8 protein-coding genes are annotated in these 12,250 nt (G+C 63.0%); 4 read left to right on the top strand and 4 right to left on the bottom strand.

Features of this window, described 5'->3' with window-relative positions; translation table 11 throughout:
- The first annotated feature begins 426 nt into the window (after positions 1-426).
- From rdgB to rlmJ, 4 genes are all read left to right on the top strand, one after another.
- Positions 427-1,047 (top strand): RdgB/HAM1 family non-canonical purine NTP pyrophosphatase, encoded by a 621-nt coding sequence (gene rdgB / locus OW493_RS07825; protein WP_077380010.1) that lies wholly within the window; start codon positions 427-429, stop codon positions 1,045-1,047.
- Positions 1,047-2,246 (top strand): radical SAM family heme chaperone HemW, encoded by a 1,200-nt coding sequence (gene hemW / locus OW493_RS07820; protein ID WP_077379757.1) that lies wholly within the window; start codon positions 1,047-1,049, stop codon positions 2,244-2,246. Before rdgB ends, hemW begins: the two co-directional genes overlap by 1 nt.
- Positions 2,247-2,330: 84 nt before the next feature.
- Positions 2,331-2,993 (top strand): OmpA family protein, encoded by a 663-nt coding sequence (locus OW493_RS07815; RefSeq protein ID WP_077379755.1) that lies wholly within the window; start codon positions 2,331-2,333, stop codon positions 2,991-2,993.
- A gap of 240 nt (positions 2,994-3,233) precedes the next feature.
- The gene (rlmJ, locus tag OW493_RS07810) at positions 3,234-4,868 is read left to right on the top strand and encodes a 23S rRNA (adenine(2030)-N(6))-methyltransferase RlmJ (RefSeq protein ID WP_289863784.1); all 1,635 of its coding nucleotides are present in this window, start codon (positions 3,234-3,236) and stop codon (positions 4,866-4,868) included.
- A 136-nt stretch (positions 4,869-5,004) separates the two neighbouring features.
- On the opposite strand, the gene OW493_RS07805 is transcribed toward rlmJ, so the two are convergent.
- From OW493_RS07805 to yidC, 4 genes are all read right to left on the bottom strand, one after another.
- The gene (locus tag OW493_RS07805) at positions 5,005-6,849 is read right to left on the bottom strand and encodes an ABC transporter transmembrane domain-containing protein (RefSeq protein WP_289863783.1); all 1,845 of its coding nucleotides are present in this window, start codon (positions 6,847-6,849) and stop codon (positions 5,005-5,007) included.
- The gene (locus OW493_RS07800; protein WP_289863782.1) at positions 6,846-8,744 is read right to left on the bottom strand and encodes an ABC transporter transmembrane domain-containing protein; all 1,899 of its coding nucleotides are present in this window, start codon (positions 8,742-8,744) and stop codon (positions 6,846-6,848) included. The genes OW493_RS07805 and OW493_RS07800 overlap by 4 nt, the downstream gene beginning before the upstream one ends.
- Before the next feature lie 136 nt (positions 8,745-8,880).
- The gene (gene mnmE / locus OW493_RS07795; RefSeq protein ID WP_084209553.1) at positions 8,881-10,299 is read right to left on the bottom strand and encodes a tRNA uridine-5-carboxymethylaminomethyl(34) synthesis GTPase MnmE; all 1,419 of its coding nucleotides are present in this window, start codon (positions 10,297-10,299) and stop codon (positions 8,881-8,883) included.
- A 215-nt stretch (positions 10,300-10,514) separates the two neighbouring features.
- Positions 10,515-12,179 carry a membrane protein insertase YidC gene (yidC, locus tag OW493_RS07790; protein ID WP_077379744.1) on the bottom strand — a complete coding sequence of 555 codons (1,665 nt, stop codon included), beginning with the start codon at positions 12,177-12,179 and terminating at the stop codon, positions 10,515-10,517.
- Between the last annotated feature and the right edge of the window lie 71 nt (positions 12,180-12,250).

The raw sequence follows: 12,250 nt of genomic DNA, 5'->3' as shown, positions 1-12,250 counted from the left end.
AGTGCTTGCCAGGTCAGCGAGTCATCACTCTCAGTCTAGACAAGCGAGATGAGGCGATGCCGTCCTTGGATAGTGCCAGATGGCATAAGAATCTCTTCTTGTTATTCTTTGGATTAGCCCTTTGAGATCAGTGGGTTGGGAGGAGCCCTGGGAAGGTGTCAGTCTTGGTGGGTAACAGGCATAGTGAAATCCCGTGTTGGGATGAGTGGAGATTGGTAAGACATCGAGCATCCGGGGGCAGACGAGCTCAAGTGAGCCGGGTGATTTTCGTGAGGCTTCAATACCAGTTTGCTCAGTCAGAATGAAAGCTGCCCCGCGTGTACCTATCGGACTCACACGATAGAATGTGTCTTGTACCCTCTGCCTGTTTTCATGATGTTCTCGCAGGGTCGCACGTTTCTTCTGACACCACCCCCGGAGATGTTCATGTCTGCCTCATCACTTGTGCTGGCCAGCGGCAATGCTGGCAAGCTGCGGGAATTCGCTCGCTTGCTGGCTCCACTGGGTATTGCCCCGATTCCTCAGAGCCAGCTGGGTGTCAGTGATGCCGAAGAGACCGGGTTGACCTTCGTCGAGAATGCCTTGATCAAGGCGCGTCATGCCGCCGCCATCACCGGACTTCCGGCACTGGCCGATGATTCGGGGATCGAGGTCGATGCGCTGGACGGCGAGCCCGGTATCTACTCGGCACGTTTCGCCTCGCGTCGTCAGCAAGGCCAGGGAGATCAGGACAACAATGCGGCCTTGCTGTCAGCGCTGGAAGGTGTGCCGGAGGAGGCGCGTACGGCGCGCTACTGGTGTGTGCTGGTCTACCTTCGGCATGCGGCAGACCCTGTCCCCATCATCGTGCAGGCCAGCTGGGAGGGCCGGGTGCTGACCGCTCCGAGTGGTGATGGCGGTTTCGGCTATGACCCCCTCTTCTGGTTGCCAGAGCAGGGCATGAGTGCGGCACAGCTTGAGGCATCCACCAAGAATCGACTCAGTCACCGGGGCCGTGCCATGCAGCAGCTGCTTCAAGCATTGACCGCTGCAAGTGAGAGCGCTTGATGTCCGTCGAGTCGTTGCCGCCGTTATCCCTCTATATTCATGTGCCGTGGTGCGTGCGCAAATGTCCTTACTGTGATTTCAACTCCCACGGTGTGGGCCGCGATGCCCATCTGCCGGAAGTGGAGTACATCACGGCACTGCTGGCGGATCTGGACCAGGATCTCCAATGCCTCCAGGGGCAGCCTGAGCGTGAACTGCAAAGCATCTTCATCGGTGGCGGGACCCCGAGCCTGCTGAGCGGGCAGGCCTACCAGCGGCTGTTCGATGGCATTCGCGAGCGCGTGGCACTGTCCGAGGGATGCGAGATCACGCTGGAGGCCAATCCCGGCACGCTGGAACAAGGCCGCTTCGCTGCCTATCGCGCTGCCGGCATCAATCGGCTGTCCATCGGGGTACAGACCTTCCAGCCGGAACAGCTCAGCGTACTGGGGCGTATCCACTCCGCACAGGAGGCCGAACGGGCGGTTGCCAGCGCACGTGCTGCCGGTTTCGACAACTTCAACATCGACCTGATGCATGGCCTGCCGGGGCAGACATTGGAAACGGCACTGGATGACATCCAGCGCGCACTGGCGCTCAAGCCCACTCATCTCTCGTGGTATCAACTGACGCTGGAGCCCAATACCGAGTTCTACTCGCGCCCCCCGGTGCTGCCGGAAGATGATCTGCTGTGGGACATTCAGGATCATGGTCACGAGATGCTGGAAAGCGGCGGATTCCGTCGCTATGAAATTTCCGCCTACGCCCTTGAGGGGCGAGGGGCACGCCACAACCTGAACTACTGGAAATTCGGAGATTATCTCGGCATCGGTGCGGGCGCGCACGGCAAGCTGACGCTGGCGAAGACGGACAGCAGCGGGAACTTCACTGGCGAGCTGCAGCTCCAGCGACGCTGGAAGAGCCGGCAGCCCCAGGCCTATCTGCGTCGCATGCAGGACCCGCGTGGCTTCATTGCCGGTCAGCAGGAGATCGCCCCGGAAGAGCTGGCACTCGAGTTCATGATGAATGCGCTGCGTCTGACGGATGGCGTCAGCTTCGAGGAGATGCGCCGCACGACCGGGCTTGAGCGCGAGGCCTTGGAGCCGGGGCTGAGTCTGGCGCGCGCGCGCGGGCTTATCGTTGAGGATGACGCGCTGTTGCGTGCCTCGCCGCAGGGCTTATTGTTCCTCAATGACCTGCTGGCCATGTTCGACACCTGAACGATCAGGCATGATCACACCAGAATGTGGCACTACGCCGATGTCGTCTTGCCATCCATGAGAGTGAAGATAGGGAGCGTTACCATGAAGAAGTCCGTACTCCTGGCCCTGCCGCTGGCAGCTGCCGTCGCGATGGCGGGTTGCACCACGACCAACCCGTATACCAATGAGCAGCAGACCTCCAGTACGGCCAAGGGTGCCGGTATCGGGGCTGTCGTTGGTGCCATCGCCGGGGCGACCAAGAGTGGCAACCATCGTCTCGACAAGGCGCTGATCGGCGCGGCAGCCGGCGCGGCAGCCGGTGGTGGCATCGGGTATTACATGGATGTCCAGGAAGCCAAGCTGCGTGATCAGCTGCAGGGCACCGGCGTCAGCGTGACCCGTGTCGGCGATCAGATCATCCTCAACATGCCGTCCAACGTCACCTTCGGTTCCGATTCCAGCACTCTGTCCGGCCAGATTCAGCCGGTCATGGATGGTGTGATCACGGTCCTCAAGGAATATGACGAGACTCGCGTCAACATCGCGGGCTATACCGATTCCACCGGTGCCAGCAACTACAACCAGAATCTGTCCGAGCTGCGTGCCCAGGCGGTCGGCAACTATCTGGCCAGTGGTGGCATCGCCTTCAATCGTCTGAACATGCGTGGTTATGGCGAAGCCAGCCCGGTGGCATCGAATGATACCCAGTCCGGTCGTGCACAGAACCGTCGCGTCGAGATCACTCTGACTCCGCTGGAAAGCTGAGTCTCAGCCAGCTGTCCTGACGGCAGCGGGTCGCATCGATGTTTCAGACAAGGCCTGCGCTTCGGCGTGGGCCTTGTCGTCTGTGAAGGACGGCTTTTGGGGTGACAAGTGACCATCTCTGCTATCCTTCAGCCCCTTCAGCGGTCTTCATCCATCGGTCACTTTGGCTGAAGCCACCGCCCCCAGATTTCTGTCCAGCCGGCATCATGCCGCTGACATCGCCGTATCAAGGAGGCGCATTTGCTCGCCTATCAGCACGCCTATCACGCCGGCAACTTCGCCGATCTCCACAAACACCTGCTGGCCAATACGCTCGCCGAGCATCTATTACGTAAAGAGTCGCCTGTTACGTTCATCGATACCCATGCCGGACGCGGCTGGTATCCCCTGGCGGCACGTGAAACAGAGCAATTGCGCGAGTATGAGCAGGGCGTGTTGCCAGTGTGGCAGGTGCGCGATCGCTGGCTGACGGACGCGGGCGAACCTGCCCCGGGTGCAACGGACAAGCCACTGGCACGCTGGTTGGCCAGGCTGGCCGACATGCAGCCCGAGAGTGGCAAGGGAGCGCCGTCCACGTTGAGCGTCTATCCCGGCTCGCCCTGGTGGTTGAGCCAGGCGTTGCGTCAGGGGGACAGGCTGCTGGCGTATGAACTGCATCCGGGTGAGATCTACCACTTCGACCAGGCGCCGGTGCAGCGTGACAGTCTTGGCAAGGTGATGCGCCGCCAGCAGGACGGGCTGTCTGGCCTGTTGGCAGCAGTGCCGGTCACCACGCCGCGTGTCGCGGTGCTGATCGACCCCAGTTACGAGCTCAAGAACGATTACCGTGATGTGGCGGATGTCGTGGTCGAGACGCTGCGCAAGTCTCGTCATGCCACCATCATGATCTGGTATCCGCTGCTGCCGGCCGGTCGTCAGCATGACCTGCTCGAGCGCCTCAAGAAGCAGTCGCCCGCGCCGATGTGGCGCAGCGAGCTGGTGATTGACTCGCCCGAGGGCGATCACGGCATGTATGGCTCTGGCATGCTGGTGATCAATCCTCCGTGGCAGTTCGATCGTCAGTTCTCTGATGCCATGCAGGAGGTGGTCGAGGTGCTCAAGGGCGCACTGCCGGCTCCGCAGTCCGTTGCCGTCGAGCACAAGGGCCTGTGGTGGTTGACGGAAGAGGTCGCACGAGCGCGCAGCGAACCCAAGCCGATGCCGCGTGAACGACTGCTGGCGCTGCGCAAGCTCAACCAGAAGGTCAAGCGCGACGCCGACGTGGAAGTGACTCAGGCCAAGCCCAAGCGTGAGAAGCTCAAGCGCGGAGAAGGCTGGGCCAAGCCGCGCGTCCGCAATGACAGCGCGACGCCCAAGGCCAAGGGCAAGCGTCATTCCGCGACGGCCAAGCCGAAGACCAGCATCAAGGCGCAGATCAAGGACCAGGTGCATGGGCATTCCGCCCCCAGTGAGAAGCGGGTCAGCGAAAAGCCCGCCGAGCGCAAGTCGACGTCACGCCCCGAGCCGGCACAACCGCGTGGCAAGGGCGAGATGGCGGGCAAGGCTGCAGGCAAGGATTCTGCCAGCTGGAGCGACTGGTCTTCCAGCATGCCGGGCAAGGGGCGCCGTGAAGGCTCTACTCGCGTCAGCAAGCGCAGTACGCCGGCGATTGGCCGCGATGGTCAGGTCAATTCTTCCAGCACCACCAAGTTGCCCAGGAAGTATGCCGCCAGGCAGCGTCCTGAAGACACCAGCGACGTCGGCAAGCCGCTGGATGCCCGTGAGGCGCGTGCCCTGCGTGAGAAGCAGGAACACAATGCCATGAAGGGCAAGGCGACCAAGGGAAGCCCCGACAAGGGGCAGGGCAGCAAGCCGCGCGGTCCGCGCAAGCCCTGAAGGCCGGCGTGAGAGCTGAAGGCGGAAGCCCGTCACTCAGGCTTCGCAGAACAGACGCCCCCACAGGCTTCGCCTGTGGGGGCGTCTTGCGTGATCCAGTTCCCGTTCACATGAATGATCAAGGCGACGCCTCGCGTCAGTGGGGAATATCTTCCTGCCACAGGCGCTGGTAGAGGCCGGGCGTCGTCATCAATTCTTCGTGTGACCCCAGCTGCGTGACGCGCCCCTGTTCCAGCACCAGCAATCGATCTGCGTCCCGCACCGTGGCCAGACGATGTGCCACCACGATCAGGGTCACCTCGCCGCGCAACTCCTGCAGCGCCTGCTGCAGCAGCGCCTCGGTATGGCTGTCGATGCTGGCGGTGGCCTCATCCAGCAGCAGGACGCGTGGGGTGGCCACCAGAGCACGGCCGAGCGCCAGCAACTGCCGCTCCCCGGTGGAAAGGCTCAGGCCTCGCTCGCCCAGCAGCGTGTCGAGGCCCTCCGGCAGTCCGCGGATCAGCGGCGTCAGGTGTGCCTTGTCCAGCACCATGTCCAGCCGTGAATCGCTGATCTCGCGTCCCAGCAGCAGGTTGTCGCGCAATGTCGTGGCACGGATGAAGGGCTCCTGGGGAACGATGGCGATGGCCGCTGCGCGTTGGTGTGCTGACCACTCTCCCAGTGGCCGTCCATCCAGCCGGAGTTGCTCGCGGTGAGCCGGGCGCTGACCACTGAGCAGGTCGAGCAGGGTGGACTTGCCACTGCCGGTCGGGCCGACGACCCCCAGAAATTCACCACTTTCGATCGTGAGCGTGATGCCATCCAGCGCAGGGGCTTCTGCTCCCTGGTGCCAGTGGGTCAGATGCTCGAGCTGATAGTGACCACTCGCCAACGTCGTGATGGCATCTGTCTCGCTCGCTCGTGCTGACGCCGGCGTGGAGGAGGGGGCAGCCTTTGCCCCGGACTCCATCATTGTCCCCGCCGCTTCCCCTTCCCGTGGAGTCTCCAGCACTTCTTCCAGACGTCCGGCGGCTACCAGCGCTGACTGGAAGACCTGCAGGCGTTGGGTAATCTCGATCAGCGGTTCGCTGATGCGCCCCAGCCAGGCGATGAAGGCATACAGCACGCCCAGCTCAGCGCCTCCGCCCAGTTCACGCAGCCCGAAGACCGCGACCAGTGTCAGCGTGATCAGCATGGCCATCAGGTCGATGGCGGAACGCAGCAACAGGCCCGAGACGCGTACCGTGCGCATGCGCGCTGAATATTGCGCGAGATTGAGGCGATGATAGCGCTCGCCGAAGCGCGTCGTCTGGTGGCTGGCCTGCAGGACACTCATCCCGCCGATCGCCTCGGCGATACGTGCATTCTGAAAGGCGCGCAGTCGGCGTACTTCACTGGCAGCACGACCGGAGAAACGCTGATAGAGCCAGATCAATCCGACGGAAAGCGGAATCAGTGCCATCGCGATGAGCGCGAGGGTGCCATCCATCAACGCCATGGCGGACAGTATGCCAATCAGCAGCACCACGTTGCCGACCAGCGTGGCCAGCACTCCGACATACAGCTCCTTCAGGGACTCGGTATCGTTGGTCACGCGTGCCACCAGTTCACCGGCCGCCAGAGTATCCAATGTCGTCAGTGGCTGATGGAGCAGGTGATTGAAGACTCGCTCACGCAGATCGCGCACGCTGGCGAGGGCCAGGCGTGCGAAGCGCAATTGCTGCAGATAGCGCCCGGCGGCTGCCCCACCCTGGGTGATCAGGTACAGACCCATCAGCCCTGCCAGTGCCTCGGGGGCCAGATTGCCGGGAATCAGGTGCTCATCCAGGTAACGCTGTGTCAGCCACGGGCCGAGGACGTCCAGCGCCGTGGCCACGATCAGGATCGACAGCGCGCGCAGGACATCCCCCAGGCGCTGCCTCAGCGGTTGCCACAGCAGTATCAGGCGGCGACGGCTGAGCAAGCGTGATGTCACGGGAGCCTTGGATTGCGTGTGACTCATGAGCGCACTCCCTGCGGTGCATCGCTGTCCCGGTCTGCCTGCTGGGCCTGCCAGAGTCGCCAGTAGGCGCCACGTGCCTCGAGCAGCGTCTGGTGATTGCCCTGTTCGAGAATGCGCCCGTCCTCGAGGACCAGAATGCGCTGACAGCGCTGGACGGCTGACAGACGATGACTATTGATGATCAGCGTGCGCTGTCGTCCTTGGCGCTCAGAGTGTTGCAGACGTGCCAGCGTGGTCAGCAGGGTGCGCTCGGTGACCTGATCCACGGCGGACAGGGTGTCATCCAGCAGCAGGATGGGAGCCTCGGTGAGCAGACTGCGCGCCAGTGCCAAGCGTTGACGCTGACCGCCGGAGAGCGTGATGCCACGCTCGCCGATCATGGTATCGAGCCCGGCGGGAAGACGCGCGAGATCATTGTCGAAGGCGGCGGCGCTCAACGCCTGGTGTATCCGCGCATGGCTGGCCTCGGGACACGCGAGGGCGACATTGTCGGCCACCGAGAGCGCAAACAGGAAGGGATCCTGCGGGACGAGCGAGAACTGGTCGCGCCATGCGCGAAGTGTGTACTCACTTTCGGGGTGACCTCCCAGTGTCAGCGTTCCCTGGTCGTCTGACAGCGGCCAGCTGCGAGACAGCAGGCGCAGCAGCGTGGACTTGCCGCTGCCGGTCGCACCGACGATTCCCAGGCTTTCCCCTGCCGCCACCTCAAGCGAGAGCGGTCCAAGAGAACGCTGCTGGCTTCCGGGGTAGTGGAATTCCTTGACCTCAAGGCGGAGTGAGTGGTCGCTCACCTCATCCCGTGTGCCGGTATCCTGCAGCGCTTCCGGGGCCGCATGGAAGATGGCCAGGCGACGAGCGGCCGCCGCACCACGCTGCAGGATGTTCAGGCACCAGCCGAGCGCGAACATCGGCCAGATCAATTGAGCGAGATAGAGCGAGAAGCTGGTCAGTTGTCCAAGCGTGATGGCCTCCTGGAGATAGCGCCAGCTGCCGATGCCCAGCGTCAACAAGGTGGCCATCGAGAGCGAGAGAAACACCACGGGGCTGAAGGCGGCCTCGAGTGTCTGGACGCGATAATCCACGCGTTCGGCGGCCGCGGCGCGTTTCGAGAAGGCGCGGGCTTCGTCATCGAGCAGCGCATGACTCCTGAGCATGCGAATGCCGGCGAAGGCTTCCTGGGTCTGGTCGTTGAGGTCCGAGAAGCGTTCTAGCGATTCGCGAAAACGCAGTCCGATACGTCGGGAGATTCGGGCAAAGGCCCATGCCATGAAGGGGAACGGCAGCAAGGCAAGCAATGTCAGCGGCACATCGATCGCGAACAGCATGATGCCCAGCACCAGTACGAAGGTCATGGCGCCATCGACGCTGGACAGCACACCTTCTGCGGCGGCCATCTCCACGGCATCGATGTCCTGACTGGCGTGCGCCATCAGGTCTCCGGTGCGATGACGCTGATAGAAGCCGGGGTCCAGGCGTGTCAGCTTGGCGTGAAAGGCATCACGCTGCTCCGTCCCCAGCCGATAGGCGGTCCCGAACAGCGCCACGCGCCAGGCATAGCGCAGGGCGTAGAGCGCGAGGCCCGCTGCCACCAGCCACCACAGGCGGGTCAGCAGGGCATCATGATCCAGACTGCCATCACGCAGGGCATCGATGGTGGCGCCGATGGCCCACGGCAGCAGCAGATTCAGCCCCGCGACCCCGATCAGGAACGCGATGGCCAGCAGGTAGCGGGGCCAGTGGCGGGTGAAGAAATCGAGCAGCAGATGTCGCAACGGGGCCTCGGGAAGAGGCCCTGTGCTCAGCTCGGCGGCGGGGTTCGGCGGGAGTGAGGTGCTGGAGTCACGGGACTCGCGATGGGAATCCTGCGGCCTGTTCGATGTTGCGCGTCCCGCCATGTCGACTCCCTGTCTGCCCCTGCCCATCTTCGCCACTCGGAGATGTTCGGCAGAGGCAGTATAACGAGAGTCTGTCCGCCAGACGCAAGCGCTGGCGGCGGGAGGCTTTCGGGAGGAGAAGGTCAGTCCGGCGGGATCACTTGCCGATGCAGAAGCTGCCGAAGATTTCCCCGAGCAGATCATCGGCCGAGAATTCACCGGTGATCTCGGACAGCGCCATCTGGGCAGCACGCAGGTCTTCGGCCAGCAGCTCCCCCGCCGCGGCGCCAAGCAGCTGGGCCTCGCCATTGTCGAGAGACTCGCCGGCACGCTCCAGCGCATCCAGATGACGACGGCGGGCGCTGAAGCGACCTTCGGCCGTGCCGGTGAAGCCCATGATGTCCTTGAGATGATCACGCAAGGCATCCAGACCCTGATTGTCGCGCGCCGAGATGCGCACCACGCTGGCCTGATGACGTGCCTGCTCGGCATCGCCATCTTCGATGGCAGTGACGTTGGTCAACCCGGGCGTCTCGCCGCTGGTGTCGATCTTGTTGCGGACCAGCGTCAGGCGTGACGGATCCGGCAGGCGTGCGACGAATTCCGGCCAGATCTCCATCGGGTCGGTGGCTGGCGTGGTCGCGGCATCGACCAGCAACAGGACGCGATCCGCCTTCTCGATCTCGTCCCAGGCGCGCTGCACGCCGATGCGCTCGACGGCGTCCGGGGTGTCTCGCAGGCCGGCGGTATCGATGACATGCAGTGGCATGCCATCGAGGTGGATGTGCTCACGCAGCACGTCGCGCGTGGTGCCTTCGATGTCCGTGACGATGGCGGTGTCCTGCTCGGTCAGCGCATTGAGCAGGCTCGACTTGCCGGCATTGGGGCGGCCGGCGATCACCACCGTCATGCCCTCGCGCATCAGGGCACCCTGGTTGGCGGCGGCGCGCACGCCCATCAGCTCGGCCTTGACCTCATTGAGGCGCGCCGCGACATGGCCGTCGGCCAGGAAGTCGATTTCCTCTTCCGGGAAATCGATGGCGGCCTCGACGTAGATGCGCAGCTCGATCAGGCGCTGTACCAGCGCACTGACACGCGTCGAGAACTCGCCCTTGAGCGAACGCAGCGCATTCTCGGCCGCTGCGCGTGAGCTGGCATCGATCAGGTCGGCGATGGCTTCGGCTTGGGCGAGATCCAGCTTGTCGTTCAGGAAGGCACGCTCACTGAACTCACCGGGGCGTGCCAGGCGTGCGCCCAGCTGCACGCAGCGCTCCAGCAGCAGATCCATGATCACCGGGCCACCATGCCCCTGCAGTTCCAGCACATCCTCGCCGGTGAAGGAATTCGGGCCCTTGAAGTAGAGCGCGATGCCTTCGTCGAGGGCGATGGGGTTGCCCTGGGTGTCCAGTCCCATGAACGGGCCATAGTGGGCATGACGCGGCGGGGGGCACTGGCCCAGCATGGCCTGGGCGATGGCCTGGCAGGCCGGCCCGGAGACACGGATGATGCCGACGCCACCACGGCCGGGCGGAGTGGCCAGTGCCGCGATGGAGTCAGGCTGGTAGGCGGTAGACATGCAGAAACCTCGGGCACGAAGCCGGAATGAAGGTGTAGGGGATGGGCGCTATTGTCGCGGCTGACGCCCCGCGACAGCAAGCGAGGGTGTGTCTGGAAGCATCAGCTGGCAGCAGGGCGGTCACGATCGCTCGAGAAAACAGAGGCCTGAAACGCCACGACCCCCGCCAGAGGCGAGGGTCGTGGGTGAGTCATGTCAGGCGAACCTGAAAGGTATCATGCGCCTTTCTTGGTCGGCTCGGCATTCTCGATCTGACGGGTGATGACGTACTGCTGAGCGATCGACAGCGTGTTGTTGACGATCCAGTACAGCACCAGACCAGCCGGGAACCACAGGAAGAAGAAGGTGAAGACGATGGGCAGCATCTTCATGATCTTCGCCTGGGTGGGGTCCGGAGGCGTCGGGTTCAGCAGCTGCTGGATGAACATCGTGAGACCCATGACGATGGGCAGGATGAACAGCGGATCCTTCACGGAAAGATCCTGAATCCACAGCATGAACGGCGCGTGACGCAGTTCGACGGACTCCATCAGCATCCAGTAAAGGGCGATGAAGACCGGCATCTGGATCACGATCGGCAGACAGCCGCCCAGCGGATTGATCTTCTCCGTCTGGTAGAACTTCATCATCTCCTGGGAGACCTTCTGGCGGTCGCTGCCGTACTTCTCCTTGATGCGCTGCATCTCGGGGCCCATCTTGCGCATCTTGGCCATCGAGCGGTATGCGGTCGCGGAGAGCGGGAACAGCACGACCTTCACCAGCACGGTCAGCAGGATGATGGAGGCACCCCAGTTGCCGACCAGCGCGTGGATGTGCTCCAGCAGCCAGAACAGCGGATTGGCCAGGAACCACAGCCAACCGAAGTCGACCACCAGTTCCAGATAGGGCGCGGTCGCTTCCAGCTGGTCCTGATCCTTCGGTCCGACGTACAGGGTGGCGCCGAGCTCAGCCTGCTGACCGGCCGCGACCTGAGTGGTCGGGCTGGCGAAGGCCGCCACGTTGCGGTTCTGCTTGTCGACGCTGGTGTAGTACAGATTCTTCTGATTGTCAGCCGGCACCCAGGCAGACACGAAGTAGTGCTGGATCATGGAGACCCAGCCACCCTGGATGTCGACATTCTTGAAGCTGCCGTCCTGGATATCTTCGAAATCCACCTTCTGGTAGTGGTTCTCTTCTGACGAGAAGGCCGCACCCAGATAGGACTTCATGCCCATGCCGCCACCGGTGGACGGGTCGGCACTGTTGTCGCGAGCCAGCTGACCGATGAAGCGTGCACCGACCGGCTGCTGGGACTGGTTGTCCAGCAGATAGTCAACCTTGAGCTGGTAGCTGTCCTTGCTGACGGTGAAGCGCTTGATGATCGCGACGCCGTTGACGTCGGCCTTCAGGTCCACCTGCAGGCTATCGTCATTCTCGCCCATGAGGTAGCTGTTGCTATCGGCGGAGAAGGCGATACGTCCCTTGTGACCATCCAGCTGCAGGCCGGACTTGGCCACGTAGCTGCGTGACTGATTGTCAGACAGCAGGACGAAGGGGGCTTCAGAGGTGTTGTTCTGCTTGTGCTCGAGCAGGGCGGCATAGACGACGTCGCCACCCTGCGGGTCGATACGCAGGTCCAGCACGTCGCTCTTGACTTCGATCAGGCTGTTGCTCGGAGTACTGGTCGCACTGTCCGGCGTTGCAAGACCGGTATCGCCGCTGGAAGCATTGCTGCTGCTCGGAGCCTCAAGGCCCTGGGCAGTGGCGTTGGCAGCCTGAGAGGCCACCTGGGGAGCCTGTGTCTCTGCAGCGGGCTGGTCGTAATCCTTGTTCCACTGGACGACCAGCAGATAGGCGACAACCGCAAGCGGAATCACGAGGAGTAATCGTTTGACATCCATTGTGTATACCCGGTGGAGGGTGAATCAATCTGGCGGGAGTCAGATGAGTCCGGGTACGAACGGTGGGGCGC

This window comes from Cobetia sp. 14N.309.X.WAT.E.A4, from assembly GCF_030397495.1.
Lineage (GTDB): Bacteria > Pseudomonadota > Gammaproteobacteria > Pseudomonadales > Halomonadaceae > Cobetia > Cobetia marina.
Note: the sequence above shows the minus strand (reverse complement) of the source record. Positions and strands in the feature narration are given on the sequence as shown.